The sequence below is a fragment of the Klebsiella sp. GN_Kp190 genome, from assembly GCF_040061795.1.
In the GTDB taxonomy this organism is placed as follows: Bacteria; Pseudomonadota; Gammaproteobacteria; order Enterobacterales; family Enterobacteriaceae; genus Klebsiella; species Klebsiella michiganensis.
On record NZ_JBEAFN010000012.1, the window covers coordinates 57,874 to 78,201 of the forward strand.

18 protein-coding genes are annotated in these 20,328 nt (G+C 59.6%); 9 read left to right on the plus strand and 9 right to left on the minus strand.

Annotated features, from left to right (window positions below; genetic code table 11):
* Positions 1 to 149: 149 nt before the first annotated feature.
* The 4 genes from ABLU67_RS09710 to ABLU67_RS09725 form a co-directional block, all read right to left on the minus strand.
* Positions 150 to 989, minus strand: a complete 840-nt coding sequence (locus tag ABLU67_RS09710) for a PRD domain-containing protein (RefSeq protein ID WP_014228254.1) — start codon at positions 987 to 989, stop codon at positions 150 to 152.
* A complete protein-coding gene (locus ABLU67_RS09715; RefSeq protein ID WP_348852277.1) occupies positions 986 to 2,410 on the minus strand; it encodes a glycoside hydrolase family 1 protein in 1,425 nt (474 codons plus the stop codon). Before ABLU67_RS09715 ends, ABLU67_RS09710 begins: the two co-directional genes overlap by 4 nt.
* On the minus strand, positions 2,407 to 4,287 hold the full coding sequence (locus tag ABLU67_RS09720; protein ID WP_049101522.1) for a beta-glucoside-specific PTS transporter subunit IIABC: 1,881 nt from the start codon (positions 4,285 to 4,287) through the stop codon (positions 2,407 to 2,409). The genes ABLU67_RS09715 and ABLU67_RS09720 overlap by 4 nt, the downstream gene beginning before the upstream one ends.
* 211 nt (positions 4,288 to 4,498) lie before the next feature.
* Entirely contained in the window at positions 4,499 to 5,428 is a 930-nt protein-coding gene (locus tag ABLU67_RS09725) for a LysR substrate-binding domain-containing protein (RefSeq protein WP_025107100.1), read from the minus strand.
* Between the two features lie 171 nt (positions 5,429 to 5,599).
* On the opposite strand from ABLU67_RS09725, the gene ABLU67_RS09730 reads away from it, so the two are divergent.
* The 7 genes from ABLU67_RS09730 to ABLU67_RS09760 are packed head-to-tail and all read left to right on the plus strand — an operon-like array spanning position 5,600 to position 12,066.
* Entirely contained in the window at positions 5,600 to 6,550 is a 951-nt protein-coding gene (locus ABLU67_RS09730; protein WP_134899212.1) for a branched-chain amino acid ABC transporter permease, read from the plus strand.
* Between the two features lie 10 nt (positions 6,551 to 6,560).
* On the plus strand, positions 6,561 to 7,667 hold the full coding sequence (locus tag ABLU67_RS09735) for an ABC transporter ATP-binding protein (protein ID WP_046876915.1): 1,107 nt from the start codon (positions 6,561 to 6,563) through the stop codon (positions 7,665 to 7,667).
* Positions 7,664 to 8,431 (plus strand): ABC transporter ATP-binding protein, encoded by a 768-nt coding sequence (locus ABLU67_RS09740; protein WP_064374588.1) that lies wholly within the window; start codon positions 7,664 to 7,666, stop codon positions 8,429 to 8,431. Before ABLU67_RS09735 ends, ABLU67_RS09740 begins: the two co-directional genes overlap by 4 nt.
* The gene (locus ABLU67_RS09745; protein WP_046876916.1) at positions 8,424 to 9,143 is read left to right on the plus strand and encodes an ABC transporter ATP-binding protein; all 720 of its coding nucleotides are present in this window, start codon (positions 8,424 to 8,426) and stop codon (positions 9,141 to 9,143) included. Before ABLU67_RS09740 ends, ABLU67_RS09745 begins: the two co-directional genes overlap by 8 nt.
* 27 nt (positions 9,144 to 9,170) lie before the next feature.
* Positions 9,171 to 10,328 carry a branched-chain amino acid ABC transporter substrate-binding protein gene (locus tag ABLU67_RS09750; protein ID WP_201993223.1) on the plus strand — a complete coding sequence of 386 codons (1,158 nt, stop codon included), beginning with the start codon at positions 9,171 to 9,173 and terminating at the stop codon, positions 10,326 to 10,328.
* 17 nt (positions 10,329 to 10,345) lie between these two features.
* Positions 10,346 to 10,828, plus strand: a complete 483-nt coding sequence (locus ABLU67_RS09755; protein WP_025107105.1) for an L-2-amino-thiazoline-4-carboxylic acid hydrolase — start codon at positions 10,346 to 10,348, stop codon at positions 10,826 to 10,828.
* On the plus strand, positions 10,825 to 12,066 hold the full coding sequence (locus ABLU67_RS09760) for a Zn-dependent hydrolase (protein ID WP_064378348.1): 1,242 nt from the start codon (positions 10,825 to 10,827) through the stop codon (positions 12,064 to 12,066). The genes ABLU67_RS09755 and ABLU67_RS09760 overlap by 4 nt, the downstream gene beginning before the upstream one ends.
* A 45-nt stretch (positions 12,067 to 12,111) precedes the next feature.
* On the opposite strand, the gene ABLU67_RS09765 is transcribed toward ABLU67_RS09760, so the two are convergent.
* The 4 genes from ABLU67_RS09765 to ABLU67_RS09780 form a co-directional block, all read right to left on the minus strand.
* Complete coding sequence (locus ABLU67_RS09765; protein ID WP_170873311.1) at positions 12,112 to 13,134, minus strand: ABC transporter permease; 1,023 nt, start codon at positions 13,132 to 13,134, stop codon at positions 12,112 to 12,114.
* Positions 13,135 to 13,153: 19 nt separating this feature from the next.
* Positions 13,154 to 14,638, minus strand: a complete 1,485-nt coding sequence (locus ABLU67_RS09770; RefSeq protein ID WP_004848509.1) for a sugar ABC transporter ATP-binding protein — start codon at positions 14,636 to 14,638, stop codon at positions 13,154 to 13,156.
* A 24-nt stretch (positions 14,639 to 14,662) separates the two neighbouring features.
* On the minus strand, positions 14,663 to 15,586 hold the full coding sequence (locus ABLU67_RS09775; protein ID WP_004848507.1) for a sugar ABC transporter substrate-binding protein: 924 nt from the start codon (positions 15,584 to 15,586) through the stop codon (positions 14,663 to 14,665).
* Between the two features lie 449 nt (positions 15,587 to 16,035).
* The gene (locus ABLU67_RS09780; protein WP_046876920.1) at positions 16,036 to 17,055 is read right to left on the minus strand and encodes a LacI family DNA-binding transcriptional regulator; all 1,020 of its coding nucleotides are present in this window, start codon (positions 17,053 to 17,055) and stop codon (positions 16,036 to 16,038) included.
* A gap of 99 nt (positions 17,056 to 17,154) precedes the next feature.
* Between ABLU67_RS09780 and ABLU67_RS09785 the strand changes: the two genes are divergently transcribed.
* A complete protein-coding gene (locus ABLU67_RS09785) occupies positions 17,155 to 18,162 on the plus strand; it encodes a Gfo/Idh/MocA family oxidoreductase (protein ID WP_064381297.1) in 1,008 nt (335 codons plus the stop codon).
* 43 nt (positions 18,163 to 18,205) lie between these two features.
* Here the strand turns inward: ABLU67_RS09785 and ABLU67_RS09790 are convergent, their stop codons facing one another.
* A complete protein-coding gene (locus ABLU67_RS09790; RefSeq protein WP_042944496.1) occupies positions 18,206 to 19,237 on the minus strand; it encodes a Gfo/Idh/MocA family oxidoreductase in 1,032 nt (343 codons plus the stop codon).
* 162 nt (positions 19,238 to 19,399) lie between these two features.
* On the opposite strand from ABLU67_RS09790, the gene ABLU67_RS09795 reads away from it, so the two are divergent.
* Positions 19,400 to 20,275 (plus strand): extended-spectrum class A beta-lactamase OXY-1-1, encoded by an 876-nt coding sequence (locus ABLU67_RS09795; RefSeq protein ID WP_014228247.1) that lies wholly within the window; start codon positions 19,400 to 19,402, stop codon positions 20,273 to 20,275.
* Positions 20,276 to 20,328: the final 53 nt, after the last annotated feature.

A 20,328-nucleotide genomic window follows, 5' to 3' on the forward strand; every position in this document is an offset into this window, starting at 1 on the left:
AATGCTTCTCTTGTCTTATTAATAGAACGTAGTTAGCGATTATAACCTGTTTATAGAACACTACAAATGAGCCAACTCAGTCATTCCAAAGAGCTCATGTCCCATAAAAAAAACAGAAATAGCTATTACGCCCCATTAAAAGAACACAATCACGCATCCAGTCCCGCGATCCGCACCAGATGAACGGTGAGCCACAGCAGCTCGTTGCCGCCGAGGGTGATATCGAGCTGGGCTTTGACGTAATCGCGGATTAGCAGCGCGCAGCGGTATGCGTCCGGATACGCCTTAATCACCTGCACCAGCAGAAAACTGTCCCGCGCGCCGTCCAGCTCCCCCTCCTGTAAACGCTGGAGGAAAAACTGCATATGGACCAGAAAGCGCGAGTAGTTTATCGATTCGGTGTCTATCTGCTGCTTAAAGTGGTACTGCACGAGATTAAAAATATCCTTCAGCATTTTCACCGACTGCATGGTCTGCGCCACGTCGTCGCCCTCGCTCTGGCCGTTTACCAGATGAAAGGCGATATTCCCGGCTTCCTCCTCCGGCAGTTCAATCCCGTACTGCTGGCGAATAATCGTCACCGCCTCGCTGGCGACGCGGAACTGCTGCGGATAAAAACGCCTGACTTCCGGCAGCAGGCGATTTTGAATGGCGATCCCTTTACGGCTGCGCTCGATGGCAAAGGTCAGGTGGTCGGCGAGGGTAAAGAAAATCTGCTCGCGAACCTTGCCGGCGAGCTGCAGATTGGCGCGGGAAATAATCATCGCCGCCATTTCGATGACCTCATCCGGAATGGCGGAGAGCGCCTCAAGATAGCCGCTGCGCGCGCCGAGCGTCTGGGTCACGAACAGCTTCTCTATCTTCTCCGGGGCGATCTCGTCCCCGGGTCTGCTATTGAAACCAATGCCTTTCCCCATGACGATAACCTCCCTGTTATCGTCGTCCATAGAGAGCACGAGGCTATTATTGAGCACCTTCTGAACAATCATCTCTGCGACTCGTCGTGGTTGCCGTTCTGCGCGATGACATCCTTATACCACCAGAAGCTGCGTTTGCGGATCCTTTGCAGGCGCTTCAGGTCATCCTCGCCGCGATCGACATAAATAAAACCGTAGCGCTTGGCGTATCCCTGGTGAGTGCTGACCACGTCAATCGCCGCCCACGGGCAGTAGCCCATCAGCTCAACGCCGTCGGCTATCGCCAGCCGCATTTGCTCGATATGCGCCTGTAAGAAGGCGATGCGATAGTCGTCATTTACCGTCCCGTCATGCTCCAGTTTGTCCGGCGCGCCCATCCCGTTTTCGCTAATCAGAATCGGCAGTCCGTAGCGCTCGCACACTTTACGCAGCGTCAGGCGCAGCCCCACCGGGTCAACAACCCAGCCGTAAGGGGTTTTGCCAACCCACGGATTTTCCGCCGGACGATAAACCCCCTCTTCGCCCAGCATAATTTGCTGATCGCCCGCGCGGGGCGCAACGTCGCCGCCGTCGCCCCGGCTGGCGGCAATGGTGGCGGTCGAGTAGTAGTTAATGGCGATAAAGTCCGGCCTCCCCTGCTGCAAAATCAGCGCATCTTCCGGCTGCACCTCCGGCGCAAGGCCGCGATCCTGCATATAGGCCCACGCCAGGGCGTTGTAGCGCCCATGCACCGCAACATCCAAAAAGCTCCAGCAGCGCAGCGTCTCCCAGTTATGCGCGGCGATGGCGTCCTCCGGCTTACAGCTTTCGGCGTACATCGACGTGGTGTTTATCGCCGGGCCGATGCGAAGCCCGGGGAACTCACGGTGGCACAGGGCGAAGATCTGCGCCTGGGCCAGCATCATCTGGTGATTCTGCTGGTACAGCGCCTTCTTATCCGGCAGTTCACGATCGGCGGGCACGCCAATCGCGCCGGGATGCAGGATCATGGTGTTCTGTTCGTTGATGGTCAGCCAGAGCGGAACTTTGGCGGCAAATTCGCTGAACAGCAGCCTGGCATAGCGCACGAATGCCTCCCCGGTTTTGCGGTTCAGCCAGCCGCCTTTTAGCTCCAGCGCCCACGGCAGGTCGAAGTGGTAGAGCGTCACGATGGGGGTGATCCCGTGGCGCGTCAGGGCGTCGATCAGGCGGTGATAAAAGGCCAGCCCATCCGGATTCACCGGGCCATCGCCGTCAGGTATCACTCGCGACCAGGCCACCGAAAAACGGTAGGCCTTCAGCCCCATCTGCGCCATCAGCGCGACGTCCTCCTCTACGCGATGATAGTGGTCGCTGGCGATGCGGAAGTCCGCCGTTCCCGGCGGATGGCTAAGCATGTCGACTACCGACGGCCCTTTACCGTCTTCATTCCACGCGCCCTCAACCTGATAGGCCGAGGTGGAGGCGCCCCACAGAAAACCGTCCGGGAACCGGGCCTGCTGTTGATAAATCATACCTGCGCCTCCTTAGCGGATTGCACCATCAGGGGTTCGCCGTAATCCACCTGCGCGGCGGCGGTGAGGCGCAGAGCGCGCTGCGCGTCGCCGTTGACCACAATCACCGGGGTAATCAGGTCGTATCCGGCCTGTTCGATGGCGGGAATATCAAAGCGGATCAGCGCCTGTCCCGCTTCCACCCTATCACCCACCTTCAGCGTAGAGCTAAAGTGCTGGCCGTTAAGATTGACGGTGTCGATACCGATATGGATCAGCAGCTCAAGACCGCTGTCGCTCTGCAGGCCAACGGCGTGGCAGGAGGGCAGAAACATCATTACCGTGCCGCTAAACGGCGCGCGCAGTACCCCTTCTTCGGGACGAATCGCCAGCCCCTCGCCCAGCAGGCCGCCGGAAAAGACGTCGTCGTTCACGTCGCTGAGCGCCACCACCTGGCCGCGCAGCGGGCTGAATACTTCGGTCTCCCCCTCGCTTGTCGGGCTGACCGCAGGCTGCGGCGTCTCGCTCACCGCGTCTTGTTCCTCAGGAACGTCTTTAAAAGCGATAAACCAGGTCAGGGTAAAGGTCACCACGATGGAAATCGCGCAGGTCACCAGCGCATGGACGATGTTCATCGGGTTTTCGCCGATAAACGCCGGCAGCGCAGCGAGGCCTGGCGAGACAAACGCGTAGCGCACCAGCCCGCTCACCCCGGCGTAGACCCCGGCGCAGCCGCCGCCGATCATCGCGGCAATCAGCACCCGGCGGAACTTGAGCAGCACCCCGTACAGCGCCGGTTCGGTGATCCCCAGCAGCGCGGTAAAGCCCGACGAAGAGGCCAGCTGGCGCAGGTTGCTATTTTTGGTTTTCAGCGCCACGCACAGCGTCGCCGCTCCCATCGCCACGTTGGATGCCAGCATCCCCGGGCCGTTAATCATCTCGTAACCGCTTTTACTCAGCTGACCCGTGGCGATCGGCGTCATCGCCCAGGCGGTGCCGGTAATGATCAGGAAGGGCTGCAGGGTGCCCATCAGCATCGGGATTAACCAGCTGGCGTGGCGGTCGATAGCGCCCGCCCCGGCGGCGACCAGATCGTTAAGCAAAATGCCCGCCGGGCCGACCACCACCAGCGCCAGCGGCGCGGTAATCAGCAGGATCAGCATCGGCTTAACGAAAAACTTGATAATCGATGGCGACACTTTTTCGGCGAAGCGCTCCACCCACGACATCAGCCACACGGTCAGAATAATCGGCAGCACCGAACCGGCGTAATCGGAAAGCAGGACGTTGATGCCGACAAAATCGACCGCTTTACCGGCCGCCAGCATCTGGCCGATGCCCGGATGCAGCAGCACGCCCGCGAGGGTCATCGCCAGAATCGGATTGCATTCAAACTTCAGCGACGCGCCGTAGGCCAGCAGCACCGGCAGGAAGAAGAAGGCGGCGTCGGCAATAATATTCAGCAGCTGATACGTCGAGCTGGTTTCGCTAATCACCCCCGTGAGCTTGAGAATGGCCAGCAGCGCTTTAATCATCCCCGCGCCGGTAATCGCCGGGATCACCGGGGTAAAGGTGGTCGAAATGACGCTGATAATCCGGGCGACGATGCCGGCCGGCTTCGCGTTTTTATCGCCGCCTGCCGGGCCTTTCTTCTCCGGCAGCGCCTTATTGAGCCGTCGGTAAACCTGCTGCACCTCGTTGCCGATCACAATCTGGAACTGGCCGCCCTTCTCCACCACGCTGATCACGCCGGGGAGGGAGCCAATCTGCGCATCGTTAACCTTTGCGCGGTCATTGAACTCCATGCGCAGCCGGGTCGCGCAATGGGTGAGCATGCGGATATTTTCCGCACCGCCCACCGCGTGGAGGATTTTGTCTGCTGTTTCGTTATAGTTCATAGTGTTCCCTGGTGTTGGGGCAAAAAAAAAGACCAAAACAGAGACGCTCCCCTTGGCGGGAGAGCATTTCTATTTTGGTCTTGCCTGCTTTCGCAGTAGCACGCCATCATAAAAATGGGTTATTTCGGCGGATTATCTAAGCGCCCCTGCGTAATGACAATGGCGACCGAACAAAAGTGTGAACTGGATTAAGTAAATTCTTAAGTAAATATCAACCGAGGGCCTGCTGGCGTAGCCAGCTCTGCAATAGCTTACCGTTGGGGGTCATCTCGCTATCCTGACGCACGCAGAGATAATAATCCCGGCCATCATCAATTGCCGCATCGAAGATTTTCACCAGCTCACCGCGCTTCAGATAGGGAGCGATCAGCGGCTCGCGCATGAGCGCGCAGCCCAGCCCTGCCTGTACGCCAGCCAGGGTCAACAGGCCATCCTCAAACAGCGGCCCGGTCGAGCGCGGCGGGCGCTTCACGCCCTGCTGCACAAACCACTGATTCCAGGTCGTGCGCTCCTCATCGTGCAGTAGCGGCATCTGCAACAGCTGTTCCGGGGTATCAATATGCCCGTGCAGGCGCAAAAAGGCCTGGCTGCATACCGGCACCATTTTGCCGGAAATCAGCTTTTCGCTTTGATAGCCCACCCAGTGACCGTTGCCAAAGCGGATCGACATATCGGAAGCGTCGCTAAGATAGTTGCGGTGGTTAGCATAAACCACGTTGATTTCGGTATGCGGGTTCGCGTGCACGAACGACGGCAGGCGGGGAATAAACCAGCCCATGCCAAACAGCGGGATCAGGCTGATCGTCACCTGCTGGGTTTGCACCTGCTCGACCAGATGCTCGGTGGCCTGACGCAGCACGTTAAACGCCGCGCGGATCGAGCGATAATACTCCCGCCCCTGCTGGCTGAGAGTCAGCCGCCGCCCCTGCCGTTCGGTGAGCGGGATCTGCAAATAGCCCTCCAGCACCTTAAGCTGATGACTGACCGCCGAAGGCGATATCGCCAGCTCCTGCGCCGCCAGGGTCACGCTGCCCAGGCGTGCGATCGCCTCGAAGGCGCGCACCGCCCGCAGCGGCGGATCGTTGGCCAACGTACTCTCCGACCAGCTAACCGGCGCTTCTGATTGTTCTGTTTTTTTCATATGTTGATTTTCTTAGCGCATTACGCTATCCGGCGAGTTATTAAATTATATTTAAAATCATAATGATAGTTAACCACACATTTATAATAAGAAAGAATATATGCGTATTTTACAATTTAATTCATTTGTTGGATGGTAGCTATTATTTGAGCATCTTGTCGGAACAATCAGTTGGACACACTCATACAACAAATCATCAACGGGGTCATGCTCGGCAGCATCTACGCCCTGATCGCGCTTGGCTATACCATGGTGTACGGCATCCTGCGCATTATTAACTTTGCCCACGGCGACATTCTGATGGTCGGCGCGTTGACCACCCTTTCCGGGATGCACGCCCTGAACGCGCATTTCCCTACTCTGCCACCGCTGGCGCAGCTCGGGCTGGCGCTGCTGCTGGCCATGACGGTCTGCGCCCTGCTGGCGATGGCGGTCGAACGCTTTGCCTACCGCCGCCTGCGCAACGCCCCGCGCCTGGCGCCGCTGATCTCCGGGATCGGCGTCTCGGTGCTGCTGCAAACCGTGGCGATGATCGTCTGGTCGCGCAATCCGCTGATGTTCCCGCAGATCCTGCCAATGGATGCGATCGCCGTGACCCACGGCAGCGCAGCGCATCCACCGGCTCTCGTTACCGTCACCGGAATCGTCACCGTCGCGCTGGCCTTCACGGTGATGCTTGGCCTGTGGCTGCTGGTGGAGTACACCCGTTTAGGTCGCGGTATGCGCGCGGTAGCGGAAAATCCGCGCATCGCCACGCTAATGGGCGTTAACCCTAACGCAATTATCGCCCTCACTTTCGCCATCGGCGGCATATTCGCCGCGCTGGCTGGCGTCATGATGGCCAGCAACTACGGTAATGCCAGCTTCTCCATGGGCTTTCTGCCCGGCATTAAAGCCTTTACCGCCGCGGTGCTCGGCGGCATCGGCAATATTCGTGGCGCGATGATCGGTGGCCTGCTGCTGGGCCTTATCGAATCCCTTGGCGCAGGCTATCTCGGCGACCTGACCCACGGCGTCTTCGGCAGCAACTACCAGGATATTTTCGCCTTTATGGTGCTGATCCTGGTGCTGGTCTTCCGCCCTGCCGGTTTGCTCGGCGAACGCGTCGCGCACCGGGCTTAGGAGAAAAATCATGACAACGGCACAACTCGATACGCCTGTCGTCTCCCGCCGCTTCTGGTCCGGGATGACCCTGTTGGTCTGCGCGCTGCTGGTGGCGCCGATGGTCGCCAGCCAGCTCGGCGGCAACTACTGGGTGCGGGTCATCGACTTCGCCCTGCTCTACGTTATGCTGGCGCTGGGGCTGAATATTGTGGTCGGCTATACCGGCCTGCTGGATATGGGCTTTATCGCCTTTTACGCCGTCGGCGCGTATCTGGCGGCGCTGCTGGCCTCACCGCATCTACTGGACGTCTTCCCGATTTTAAATAGTTGGTTTCCGGACGGCCTGCACACCTCCTGGCTGGTGATTATTCCGCTCGCCGCGCTGGTGGCGGCAGGCTGCGGTATCGTGCTGGGCGCGCCGACGCTGAAGCTGCGCGGCGACTATCTGGCCATCGTCACCCTCGGGTTCGGCGAAATTATCCGCATCCTGATGCGCAACCTCGACCGTCCGGTCAACATCACCAACGGCGCAAAAGGCATTTCCGGGGTCGATTCGCTGAATCTGTTCGGCCTCAAGTTTAGCGGCGTTTATCACTGGTTTGGCTTTAAAGTCCCGGCGCTGTGGCTGTGGTACTACCTGCTGATGCTGGTGATTGTGGCGATTATTTTCGTCTGCCTGCGGCTGCAGCATTCGCGCATTGGCCGGGCCTGGCACGCCATCCGCGAGGATGAAGACGTCGCCCGCGCGATGGGCATCAACCTGCGGAACTACAAACTGCTGGCTTTCGCTATCGGCGCCTCATTCGGCGGCGTGGCGGGCGCGCTGTTCGGCGCATTTCAGGGCTTCGTGTCACCGGAATCCTTTACCCTGCAGGAGTCGATTGCGGTCCTGGCGATGGTAGTGCTGGGCGGGATGGGGCATATCCCCGGCGTGATCCTCGGCGCGGTGCTGCTGACCGCGCTGCCGGAGCTGCTGCGCAGCCAGGCGGCGCCGGTACAGCAGGCGCTGTTTGGCGAAGTGCTGATTGACCCGGAAGTGCTGCGCCAGCTGTTCTACGGCCTGGCGCTGGTGCTGGTCATGCTGCTGCGCCCTCAGGGCATCTGGCCCGCGCGACATCAAGGAGCAAAAGCATGAGCCTGTTAAGCGTACGCCATATGACGAAGCGTTTCGGCGGTCTGACGGCGGTCGACAACGTATCGCTGAGCATTAATCAGAGTGAAATCTACGGCCTGATCGGCCCCAACGGCGCGGGGAAAACCACCTGTTTTAATCTGATTACCGGGCTTTACCCGGCGGACAGCGGCGAGTTCGCTATCGGCGGCGAAGCCTATTCTCCGAACAATATTGAGAAAGTGACCGCCGCGGGCATCGCCCGCACCTTCCAGAACGTGCGGCTGTTTAACGACATGTCGGTACTGGAGAACGTCATGGTGGGCCGCCATGTCCGCACCCGCAACGGCCTGTGGGCCGCGATCTCCCGTCATAAACGCGCCCGCGCCGAGGAGACGCAAACCCGCGAGCTGGCCTGGCACCTGCTGGACTATACCGGCATCGCGCAGTTCGCCCACTATCGCGCCTGCGACCTCGCCTACGGCCACCAGCGGCGGCTGGAGATTGCCCGCGCGCTGGCCACCGAACCGCGCCTGCTGGCGCTGGATGAACCGGCGGCCGGGATGAACGCCGCCGAGAAGATGGCCCTTGGCGAACTGCTGCTGCGCATTCGCGACGACGGCAAAACGCTGCTGATGATCGAGCATGACGTCAAGCTGGTGATGGGGATCTGCGATCGCCTGATGGTGCTGGATTACGGCAAAACGTTAACCAGCGGCACGCCGGATACCGTACGCCGCGATCCGGCGGTGATCGCCGCCTGGCTGGGAGGCAATGTCCATGTCTGATTTATTAACCGTTAACCAGCTTAGCGTCCACTACGGCGGCATCCAGGCGGTGCGCGACGTCTCATTCAGCGTGAAAGAGGGCGAGCAGACCACGCTTATCGGCGCCAACGGCGCGGGCAAAAGCTCCACCGTCCGCGCCATTACCGGGCTGGAACCCTTTCGCGGCGAAATTCTGTTTAACGGCAAGCCGATCCGCAAACGTCGGGCCGAATCCCTGTTGCGCGAAGGACTCGTGATGGTGCCGGAAGGACGCGGCATCTTTGCGCGCATGACGGTGCTGGAAAACCTGCAAATGGGCGCCTGGCTCCGACGCGACGCGGCGGCGGTAAAGCAGGAGATGGGCGCCATCTTCGCTAATTTCCCGCGCCTCGCCGAACGCCAGCATCAGCTGGCGGGGCTGCTCTCCGGCGGTGAACAGCAGCTGCTGGCGCTCAACCGCGCCCTGCTCAGCCAGCCGCGCCTGCTGATCCTCGACGAGCCGTCAATGGGTCTGGCGCCGCTGATGGTCGAGAACATTTTTCGCGTTATCGCCACCCTGCGCCAGCGCGGCGTCGCGCTGCTGCTGATCGAGCAGAACGCACGTCTGGCGCTGGAGGCGACCGACAGCGCCTGGGTGATGGATAGCGGCAGCATCGTCGAGCGCGGTCCGTCGCAGACGCTGCTGGCCGACGATCGTATTGCACAGATTTATTTGGGCGAAATGCCCGTTTAACACACCAACCAGCATCAGGGAAAAACAATGAAAACCGTAAAAATCAGCGCGCTCAGCGCCGCTATTCTGCTCAGTGGTTTTGCCTCATCCGCCGCGTGGTCCGCGGCCAGCGAAACCGTTATTATCGGCCTGGCTGGCCCGCTCACCGGCCCTTCCGCGCGTATCGGCAAGGATCTGGAAAACGGCGCGCAGCTGGCGATTGACGATATCAACAAGCAGCACCCGACCATCGGCGGCAAGTCGGTAACCTTCAAGCTGCAATCGGAAGACGATCAGTCCGACCCACGCACCGCCGTTGCCGTCGCCCAGCGTCTGGTGGATAGCGGCGTCGCGGGCGTCGTCGGCCACTGGAACACCGGCACCAGCATTCCCGCTGCGCGGGTTTATCACGATGCGGGCATCGCCCAGGTCGCGCCGGTCGCCACCGGGCACGCCTACACCAAACAGGGCTTCGACACCAGCTTCCGCGTGATGGGCCACGACGATGACGGCGGGCAGTTTGCCGGACAGTACGCGGTACAAACCCTGAAGGCCAAACGCATCGCGGTCATTGATGACCGTACCGCCTTCGGCCAGGGGCTGGCGGATGAGTTTATTAAGTCGCTGGAAGCGCAGGGAATCAACATCGTCGACCGCCAGTACGTCGATGACAAAACCGTCGACTTCAGCGCCGTGCTGACCGCGATCCGCAGCAAAAACGCCGACCTGATTTTCTTTGGCGGCGTCGATAGCCAGGCCGCCCCGCTGGCGCGCCGCATCAAACAGCTGGGTATGAACGCCACCCTGATGGGCGCAGGCGGCTTCGTTAGCCAGACCTTCCTCCAGCTGGCGCAAAAAGAGGGCGACGGCGTGGTGGCGCTGGAGCCGGGGCTGCCGGTCGAGCAGATGCCGGGCGGTAAAGCCTTCGAGCAGGCCTACCAGTCGCGCTATCACACCCATATCGAACTGCACGCGCCGTTCGCCTATGACGCTACCCGCGTGCTGGTCGCGGCGATGGAAAAAGCCGACTCCGTCGACCCTGCCGACTATCTGCCCGCCCTGCGCGCCATTAACTACGCCGGCGTGACCGGACAAATCGCCTTTGATAAAGAGGGCAACCTGAAATCGCCAACCTTTACCGTTTATAAAGTCGTCGACGGAAAATGGCAGCCGCAAACCGTACTCGGCGGCGCAACAACGAAGTAACGCAGTGAGGCAATGTGATGAGTGATAATAACGAGCTGGGCATTCTCGCCCGCCGCAAAATTGAAGCAGAAATAATCAAGCCGATTTACGCCATCCTGGTGCGCGAGATAGGGAAAGCTCGCGCCCAGGCGGTCATCGGCGAAGCGATTGAAAACGCCGCCATTGAGGCGGGAAAAGCGTTTGCCCGCCAGGAGCCGAACGGTGCGGATATCCAGAGCTTTGTCGCGCTGCAGTATCTGTGGGAGAAAGATAACGCCCTGGAAGTCACGGTGCTGGACGCCGACGACCAGCAGTATAACTACAACGTAAACCGCTGCCGCTACGCCGAGATGTACCACGAAATGGGCCTCGGCGAGATTGGCCACCTGCTCTCCTGCGCCCGCGACGATAAATTTATCGTCGGCTACGCCCCGGACGTGGAGCTGACCCGCACCACCACCATCATGCAGGGCGGTAAATGCTGCGACTTCCGCTATCGCGTGCAAAAGGACAAGTCATGATAACCGTCAACGGCGCACGTCTGTGGTCGACGCTCAACGAGATGGCGCTGCTCGGCGCCACGCCGGCGGGCGGCGTGACCCGGCTGGCGCTCAGCGAAGAGGATCGTCTGGCGCGCGACCTGCTACGCCAGTGGGCGCGGGAAGCCGGCTTTCCCTGCGACGTCGACAGCATGGGCAATATGTTTATTCGCCGCGCCGGTAAAAATTCGCAGTTAGCCCCGGTGCTGACCGGTTCCCACGTCGACTCCCAGCCGCTCGGCGGCCGCTATGACGGCATTTACGGCGTTCTCGCCGGGCTGGAAGCGCTGCGCACGCTGAACGATCGCGGCATTGAGACCGAACGCGATATCGTGCTGGTGAACTGGACCAACGAAGAAGGCGCGCGCTTTGCCCCGGCGATGCTGGCGTCCGGCGTGTGGGCCGGGCAGTTTAGCGAAGCTTTCGCCCTCGCCCGCGAAGATCGCGACGGCATCAGCGTTGGCGCGGCGCTGGAGGCTATCGGCTATCGCGGGGAGCGTCCTGCCGCCGCCTTCCCGCTCCACGCCTGCTACGAAGTGCATATCGAACAAGGGCCGATTCTGGAAGAAGAAGGCGTTGATATCGGCCTCGTTCACGCGGCAATGGGCCAGCGCTGGTTCAACGTCACTCTGGAGGGCTTTTCCGCCCACGCAGGAACCACGCCGATGGGCAGCCGCCGCGACGCGCTGACCGCCTTCGCCGAACTGGCGCTGGCGGTGGAGCAAATCGGTATCGCCCATAATCCAGACGGGCGCGCGACTATCGGCATGGCGCAGGTCATTCCGGGATCGCGCAACGTGGTGCCGGGAGGCGTGGCGTGCAGCGTCGAGTTTCGTCATCCGCAATCCCCGGCGCTGGAAGCGATGGAACTCGCCCTGCATCGCGCCGCTGAAGCGCTGGCGGCGCGCGGCGTGACGGCAAACGTCGAGCGTATTTTTGATTACGCGCCCATTGCCTTTGATACCGGATGTCTGGCGCGCAGCCAGCGGGCGGCGGACGAACTGGGCTATAGCGCGCGAACCATGGTTTCCGGCGCCGGGCACGATACCTGCTATATCAGCAAGGTCGCGCCCGCCAGCATGATTTTCATTCCCTGCGAGAAGGGAATTAGCCATAACGAAGCGGAGAACATTCTGCCGGAATGGGCGGAGAAAGGGGCGAACGTGCTGCTCAACAGTTTACGTCTTGCCGCGGATGAGCCCGCTTGCGGCGCGACGTAAAACGCGATACAGCCCACGCCAGCCAAGGCCGTGGGCTATTGCCGATCAATGCTTTTTGCGGTTGCGGCGCATATCTATAGTCACCGCCGCGACGATAATGATGCCTTTGATAATATCCTGCACGTAGGCGTCGACGCCGACAAAGGTAAACCCGCTTTTAATCAGGCCAAGGATCATCGCGCCGATTAAGGTCCCGGTGATGCGCCCCACCCCGCCCATCAGGCTGCTGCCGCCGATAACCGCCGCGGCGATAGCATCCAGTTCGTAGGACATGCCCATGCTCGACTGCCCGCTGCTGACGCGCGCCGCCAGCACCACGCCCGCCAGGCCGGAGAGCGCCCCGGCGATGGCATAGACGATCACCAGGTATTTATTCACGTTGATACCGGAGACCTTGGCCGACGTCATGTTACCGCCGATAGCGTAAACGTATTTACCGTAGCGGGTATGCTTCAGGGCGATATGGAAGACCGCGGCGACGACGAAGAAAATAATCACCGGCATCGCCCCCTGGCCGATGGCGGTAAAGCTGTCGGATAAGAAGCTGATTGGGTTGCCCTGGGTGTAGTACTGCGCCAGACCGCGCGCCGACACCATCATTCCAAGCGTCGCGATAAACGGCGGGATGCCGGTGCGGGTCACCAGAAAGCCGTTGGTTAAGCCGCACAGAAGACCGACGCCGATGCCGGCGCCAATCGGGATAATCGCCGGCATATTGACCAGCGACGGGAACATCGGCGACAGGCTATCGGAGGTTTGCGCGAGGCTTGCCGCCACCACGGCGGCGAGAGCGATCACCGAGCCGGAGGAGAGGTCAATGCCGGTGGTAATAATGACCTGGGTGACCCCGACGGCGATAATACCGATAATCGCTACCTGCAAAACAATTAATATCAGGCGATTGGTGTTTAATAAAAAGGACTGGTCGCGGACGTACCAGCCGGCAATTTCAAACGTCAGGGCAATCACCAGCATGACGATAAATATCCCGGTATCTTTCGGCAGCCGGTGGCGTAATTGCCCAAAGAAAGAGGGTTTCTCAGTGATCGGGGTCGCCGTTATTTTCATATTGCTCATTCTCTGTGCCTCAATGGGATGCCAACGACAAAATGGTTTCCTGGTCGGCGTCCTCTTTATTGAGGATGCCGGTAATACGCCCTTCATGCATGACCATCACCCGATCGCTCATCCCGAGAATCTCCGGCAATTCTGAAGAGACCATAATCACCGCCACGCCGCGGTTGGCCAGCTCGCTGATCAGATGGTAAATTTCCGCTTTCGCCCCGACGTCGATTCCGCGCGTCGGCTCATCGAGAATCAGTATTTTCGGCTGGGCCAGCAGCCAGCGGGCAATCAGTACCTTCTGCTGATTACCGCCGCTGAGGTTATTAATAATCTGATCCATGGTGGGGGTTTTAATATTCAGGCGGCGGATCTGCTCCATGCAGTCTTCGGCCATTTTGAGGTGCTGAACAAAGCCGGTTTTACCGATATATTCCGGCATTTTGACGATGCTCATATTCTCCAGCACCGACAGCACGAGAAACAGTCCGGACTTTTTGCGGTCTTCCGTCAGCAGCGCCATCCCTTTTTCAATCGCCGTCGAAGGCGAGTCAATCGTGACCGGCACTCCCTCAATCAGCACTTCGCCGCTATCGGCTTTATCCATGCCGAACAGGCTCTCCATCACTTCGCTACGCCCGGCCCCCACCAGCCCCGCCACGCCGAGGATTTCGCCGCGGCGTACGCTAAAGTTGATATCGTGAAAGACCCCCTTGCGCGACAGATTGCGGACGGTCAGCACCTCTTCGCCAATGGCGTTATTGAACTTGGGAAAGAGCTGGGTGAGCTCCCGGCCGACCATCTGGGTGATCAGCGACTGACGGGTAAACTCGGTGGTATGTTTACTGCCGACCCAGGTGCCATCGCGAAATACGCTGATCTCATCGGTAATCGCGAAAATCTCATCCATTTTATGGCTGATATAAATAATGGCTTTTCCCTGCTGGCGTAAATCGCGAATAATGGTAAACAGATGCGCCACTTCGCTTTCGGTTAACGCCGAGGTCGGCTCATCCATAATCACAATATCCGCGTTCCACGAAACCGCTTTGGCAATTTCCACCATCTGCTGGGAGGCGATACTTAACTCCCCCACCAGCCGGTCGGCGGATAGCCGGATATTGAGTTTATCCAGCAGATCCTGCGTCTGGCGGGCAAGCTGGCGATGATCGACAAAACCGTATTTCATCGGCTCGCGGCCGAGCCAGATATTTTCCGCCACCGTCATATGCGGCACCAGATTCAGCTCCTGGTGGATCATCGAGATCCCGGCGCGCAGCGCGTCCATCGTATCCTGAAACTGGACCGGCTCCCCTTTAACGCGGATCGCGCCCTTATCGGGACGGTAGATCCCGATCAGGCATTTCATCAGCGTGGATTTTCCGGCGCCGTTTTCGCCCATCAGCGCGTGCACCGTCCCCGGGCGCACGCGTAATGAGACGTTGTCGAGCGCCTTCACGCCGGGGAAGAATTTGCTGATCCCTTCGGCTTCAAGTGCAAAAGCGTTCATACTTCACCTCCGTACCCTGAGCGACTATTTCTGGTTGCGATTAACGAACTCAGCCATGTTGTCTTTGGTGATCAGCTGGTAAGGGACATCGATGATCTTTTCCACTTTCTCGCCGTTGGCCAGCTTAATGGCGGCATCCACCGCGCCTTCGCCCTGCCCTTTGGCATCCTGGAAAATCGTGGCGATCATCTTGCCGTTTTTGAGCATTTGCAGGGCATCCGGCGTCCCGTCCACCCCGGCTATCAGGATATGGTTCGGGTTTTTACCCAGCGCCTGCAGCGCGCCGATGGCCATTTCATCGTTGTTGGAGGCGATGGCCTGAATGTCTTCGCCGCTGGTCATCCAGTTGCTGACCACGTCAACGGCATCGTTGCGGGTAAATTTCGCGGTCTGCTTCTGCACGATTTTGATATCCGGGTACTTCGCCACCACCTCTTCGACGCCTTTGGTGCGGTCACGGGTCGATTCATTCGCCAGGTCGCCGAGCAGAATGGCGACGTTCCCTTTGCCGTTCATCGCTTTGGCTAACGCTTCCATCTGTAAGCGCCCCGCCAGCACCGAGTCGGAGCCAACGTAGGCCATTTTGTCGGTCAGCTGCGCCTGCGGGCGGCGGTTAACAAAGATCAGCGGAATGCCCGCTTTGGTCGCCTGGTCCATAATCGGTTTGACCGCGTTGGTGTCGACCGGGTTGACGATAATCGCGTCGACGCCCTGGCCAATAAAGTTCTGCACCTGCTGTAGCTGCTGGGAGACGTCGCCTTTGGCATCTTCCACCTGCGCCTTAACGCCATCTTTTTGCATCTCTTTTTGCATTGCGGTGCGCAGAATCGTCAGGAAGTTGTCATCGAATAGCGCCATGGAAACACCGACCGAAATATCTTTCGCCATCACGACCGCTGGCAGCATGCAGGCTATCAAAGAGGCAACAACCGTTTTCTTAATATTCATCGTTGATCCTTTATTTTCAGGTACATCGGTTAGGTAAGGTAAAATGAAAAAATAGTTTCATTAATTGTGCGTTAAGCGCCTGCTTTTCCAGCTTTTTGAAAAAACAGCCCGCGCGCTGGTGCATTTTTTGTTGTTGATCGAAATCACAAAATTCAGTTGTTTTAAAATGGTTTTTTGAAACATTAGTCCATTTATAGCGGAAGAAAAATTCCAGACCATTTATTTCATTAACAACACATATGAAACTTTTATAAGTAAATAACTGAAATGAAAATTTTAAAACTGCGTGTTAACAGAACTTTGACACACATCTAACATTGACGCATAAATGCGCAAAAAATGAGAGGCAGGCGACGGTTTGCCGCGCGGCGCGCCGATAGCGGCAGCGGTTTAAAACGAGACAGGATATAGGGTGTAAAAGGGGATGTCGCCCCGCGGGCGGCGGGCGCTCAGTCGACGTTTTCAGCGCTGTAAAGGATAAATTCGACCTTGCCGTCGCTGAAAAGATGCGGCTGATAGCCGGTTTCCAGATGGCGCAGGGCCAGCTCCACCGCCAGACGGGCATGCTGGCGCGGGTTTTGATCGATCGTCAGCGCCATTCCCCCCAGGGCCAGCTGTTCACGGGTGGTGCTGTAGCGTTCATGGGTCATCCAGCAGCACTCGCCGTAGCGGCGATGGCGAGCCAGCGCCTGCGCCACCTGCGTGTTGCCCAGCCCGGTATTGTAGATGCCCACCACGTCGCGGTTGCGGCGCAGGGCCTCTTCCAGCACGCGGTCGATTCGCTGTCGGTTGTCCTCCCCCGCCAAAACCTCGCCCAGCAGCAGATGCGGAAAGCGCTGGCTAATCACCTCGCGAAATCCCTGAATCCGTAAGCGATGAGCGCTGAAGTCCTGGCGCCCGCTGAGCATCAGCACTTCTCCAGGACGGTGCGCCATTAACCCCATCATCCTGCCCGCGGTGCGGCCGGCCTGCTGCTGATCGATCCCGACGTGACAAAGCCTCTGCGCGCCGGGGAGATCGGTGACCAGCGTAATCACCGGCACGTTCGCCTCGCGACACTGGCGCAAGGCGTCATAGACCCGCGGATGTTCGTTGCCAAAGACAATTATCGCATGGCGCTTTTTGCTGCTGCGGATAAGGCTTTTCGCCAGCTTTTCCGGCGCGGACTCCGCCACCAGCGTGCGGTGCAGCGTCAGTCGGCGATAGCCAAGGCTATCCGCCACGTCGGCGAAATCCTGCGTCAGACGGGAGAAAAAGCGCGAATCGTTATCGCTGAGAAACACTTCTATTTGCCACGGGAGACGGCGCTCTTCCGGCAGAATGCGCTTCAGCCCGGCCTCCCGCGCGGCCTCCAGCACCCTGCGCGTGGTTTCCGGCGACACGCCGCCGCGTTCGTTAAGCACCCGGTCAACGGTCGCGACGCCCACGCCAATCCGTTTAGCCAGCGCCTCCAGCGAAATGCTTTTCATCGTCTCCCCCATGATGGAAATCCATCAAAACGCGTGTGTCGGTCAGTGTAGCAAACGGATTACTTTGGCAACGCTAAATCCCTCTTTCTGGAGAAAAAAATGACCTGCATTCGTTTTGCATTGTTGGGCAGCGGTTTTATTGGCCAGGTTCACGCCGCCAGCCTCGCTCGGCATGAGCGGACCGTTCTGGCCATGGTGGCCGACGCCGATCCCGAGCGGGCGAAAGCGCTGGCTTCCCGCTACGGCGCGCGGGCGGTAACCGTCGCCGAAGCCATCAATAGCGACGCCATTGACGCGGTACTGATCGCCAGCTCGACGCCTTCACACGCGGCGCTGCTGGAAGCCGCCGCGCGCGCGGGAAAAGCGGTCTACTGCGAAAAACCGATCGATCTTTCGCTGGCCCGCGCCCGCCAGGTCGTCGAGAAAGTGCTGCCGCTCGGGGTACCGGTGACCGTTGGCTTTAACCGCCGTTTCGACGCCAGCCACCAGCAGCTGCGCCGGGAGATCGAGGCGGGCGCGATTGGCCAAATCGAACTGGTTCAGATGGTGTGTCGGGCATCGGTTATGCCGCCGCTGGAATATCTGCGCAGCTCAGGCGGCCAGATGCGCGACCAGGCGATTCACTTCTTTGACCTGCTGCGCTTTCTTACCGGTGATGAAGTGACGACCGTCGCCGCGCTGGGGGCTGCGCTGGCGCTGGCGGAAATTGCCGAATTCGACGATGTCGATACCTCTATTGTCATGCTGCGGATGCGCGGCGGCGCGCTGGCGCAGCTGGACAACACCCGGCGCACCGGCCACGGCTACGATGAGCGCATTAGCCTGCTTGGCCCGCAGGGGGTGATAGAGTCCGGCAGTCAGGCAGCGCGCGGCGTCACGCTGTGGCAGGGAGCGCGCTGCATTCAGCCCGGACTCTATCCGGACTGGTTCAGTCGCGTCGAGGGGTCGTACTACGCGCATCTGGATGCTTTTGTCCGCTCGCTAGGCGGAGAAGCGGTGCCGGACCTGCCGGGGCTGCTGGACGGGCTGCGGGCGCAGGCTATCGCCGAAGCCGCCGTGCTTTCCCTGCGGCAAGGGCAGTTTGTCAGCGTCGAACCGCTGGCGTAAAAAAGCCCCGTATGCGGTCGGCATACGGGGCAACGGCGCGCCGTTAACGCTCCTCGTTAAATATCACGCCAATCTGCCGCCGCACTTCGTCCATCACGCTCAGGTTTTCCAGCACCCTGGCCAGCGGGCGGATCGGCGAGTCCGTAAGCCCTTGCCCCACGCACCAGGCAAAATGTTCGGCCTGATAAAACAGCTGGTCGTAGCGGTTGCGCGGCTCCTCCCAGCGCAGCACCTGCCCGCCCTGGCTGGCGGCGAGGGTAAAATTCCCCGGCGCGTAGAACTGCCCGTCGAGGGTAAGGGTCGCATCGCGCCCGGCCACCACCGCGCCGCCCGGCGTGTTGCTGAACAGGGTGGTATTGAGCAATCCCTGTAAGCCGTTTTCCCAGTTAAACAGCATCGAAATCTGCCCGTTGACGCCTCTTTGGGCGGGACGCCCGCGCGCGATAATGTCCTGCGGCACGCCGCCGACCATCACGCAGAATGAGGTCAGATAGCTGCCGAGATCCATCATCGGCCCGCCGGCGAGATCGGCATTAAAAATGCGATGATCCGGGGTAAAAAACTCGCCGTGATCGGCGAGCAGCGTGTGCAGATCGCCCAGCACGCCGTCCTCCAGCAGCTGGCGAATCACGTCATACTTCGGCGCGTAGTCGCACCACATCGCCTCCATCGCCAGCGTCCCCTGCTTCATGGCCTCCGCTTTCAGCGCCGCGCCTTCCCGCCGGTTCAGCGCAAACGGCTTTTCAATCAGCACATGTTTGCCCGCCTGCAGCACCCGCAGCCCGTCGGGAAAGTGGTGGTTATGCGGCGTGGCAACGTAAACCGCATCAATATCCGGTCGCGCCAGCATCTCATCCACCTGAGCATAAGCCTGCGGGATCCCCCAGCGGGCGGCGAAATCGTCGGCTTTTTGCTGCGTGCGCGAGGAGACGGCAACCACCCGCTGGTGGCTGAGCTCTTTTAACGATTTCACAAAGCGCTCGGCAATCCAGCCGGGGCCAATAATGGCCCAACGCAGCGAGGGGATCGCCGAGGCGGCGGGATGGCGCGGTTTGGGTAACTGTGACGGGAACATAGCGGCTCCTGATTTTATTTTGCCGGGGAGAGACACTATAAGCAGGCGCAGAGGAGGACGAATAACGAATTTATGATGGGATTCCATCATCGACATAGTGCTTGTCAAAAGCGCGGGAGTCGCGGATAGTCCGGGCAGCTCATCACTATCAAGGAGTCTGAGATGTTGAAAAGTTCGTGGCGTAAAACCGCCCTGATGGCCGCCGCCGCCGTTCCGCTGCTGCTGGCGAGCGGTTCATTATGGGCCAGTGCCGATGCTATCCAGCAAAAGCTGGCTGATTTAGAAAAACGTTCCGGCGGTCGGCTGGGCGTAGCGCTGATTAACACGGCAGATGATTCGCAAACCCTCTATCGCGGCGATGAACGTTTTGCCATGTGCAGCACCGGTAAAGTGATGGCCGCCGCCGCGGTGTTAAAACAGAGCGAAAGCAATCCAGAGGTGGTGAATAAAAGGCTGGAGATTAAAAAATCGGATTTAGTGGTCTGGAGCCCGATCACCGAAAAACATCTGCAAAGCGGAATGACCCTGGCGGAACTCAGCGCGGCGGCGCTGCAGTACAGCGACAATACCGCGATGAATAAGATGATTAGCTACCTTGGCGGACCGGAAAAGGTGACCGCATTCGCCCAGAGTATCGGGGATGTCACTTTTCGTCTCGATCGTACGGAGCCGGCGCTGAACAGCGCGATTCCCGGCGATAAGCGCGATACCACCACCCCGTTGGCGATGGCCGAAAGCCTGCGCAAGCTGACGCTGGGCAATGCGCTGGGCGAACAGCAGCGCGCCCAGTTAGTGACGTGGCTAAAAGGCAATACTACCGGCGGGCAAAGCATTCGCGCAGGCCTGCCCGCAAGCTGGGCGGTCGGGGATAAAACCGGCGCCGGAGATTACGGCACCACCAACGATATTGCGGTGATCTGGCCGGAAAATCATGCCCCGCTGGTGCTGGTGACCTATTTTACCCAGCCGCAGCAGGATGCGAAAAGCCGCAAAGAGGTGTTAGCCGCGGCGGCAAAAATCGTCACCGAAGGGCTTTAACCCGGGAACAGGCCCCTCTGCAACACTCTGCGCTTTGTTTCCCGGTGGCGCTG

Coding starts and splice junctions, on each gene's coding strand:
- ABLU67_RS09710 (WP_014228254.1), bottom strand. CDS start 989: ATGATTGTTCAGAAGGTGCTCAATAATAGCCTCGTGCTCTCTATGGAC.
- ABLU67_RS09715 (WP_348852277.1), bottom strand. CDS start 2,410: ATGATTTATCAACAGCAGGCCCGGTTCCCGGACGGTTTTCTGTGGGGC.
- ABLU67_RS09720 (WP_049101522.1), bottom strand. CDS start 4,287: ATGAACTATAACGAAACAGCAGACAAAATCCTCCACGCGGTGGGCGGT.
- ABLU67_RS09725 (WP_025107100.1), bottom strand. CDS start 5,428: ATGAAAAAAACAGAACAATCAGAAGCGCCGGTTAGCTGGTCGGAGAGT.
- ABLU67_RS09735 (WP_046876915.1), top strand. CDS start 6,561: ATGACAACGGCACAACTCGATACGCCTGTCGTCTCCCGCCGCTTCTGG.
- ABLU67_RS09740 (WP_064374588.1), top strand. CDS start 7,664: ATGAGCCTGTTAAGCGTACGCCATATGACGAAGCGTTTCGGCGGTCTG.
- ABLU67_RS09745 (WP_046876916.1), top strand. CDS start 8,424: ATGTCTGATTTATTAACCGTTAACCAGCTTAGCGTCCACTACGGCGGC.
- ABLU67_RS09750 (WP_201993223.1), top strand. CDS start 9,171: ATGAAAACCGTAAAAATCAGCGCGCTCAGCGCCGCTATTCTGCTCAGT.
- ABLU67_RS09755 (WP_025107105.1), top strand. CDS start 10,346: ATGAGTGATAATAACGAGCTGGGCATTCTCGCCCGCCGCAAAATTGAA.
- ABLU67_RS09760 (WP_064378348.1), top strand. CDS start 10,825: ATGATAACCGTCAACGGCGCACGTCTGTGGTCGACGCTCAACGAGATG.
- ABLU67_RS09765 (WP_170873311.1), bottom strand. CDS start 13,134: ATGAAAATAACGGCGACCCCGATCACTGAGAAACCCTCTTTCTTTGGG.
- ABLU67_RS09770 (WP_004848509.1), bottom strand. CDS start 14,638: ATGAACGCTTTTGCACTTGAAGCCGAAGGGATCAGCAAATTCTTCCCC.
- ABLU67_RS09775 (WP_004848507.1), bottom strand. CDS start 15,586: ATGAATATTAAGAAAACGGTTGTTGCCTCTTTGATAGCCTGCATGCTG.
- ABLU67_RS09780 (WP_046876920.1), bottom strand. CDS start 17,055: ATGAAAAGCATTTCGCTGGAGGCGCTGGCTAAACGGATTGGCGTGGGC.
- ABLU67_RS09785 (WP_064381297.1), top strand. CDS start 17,155: ATGACCTGCATTCGTTTTGCATTGTTGGGCAGCGGTTTTATTGGCCAG.
- ABLU67_RS09790 (WP_042944496.1), bottom strand. CDS start 19,237: ATGTTCCCGTCACAGTTACCCAAACCGCGCCATCCCGCCGCCTCGGCG.
- ABLU67_RS09795 (WP_014228247.1), top strand. CDS start 19,400: ATGTTGAAAAGTTCGTGGCGTAAAACCGCCCTGATGGCCGCCGCCGCC.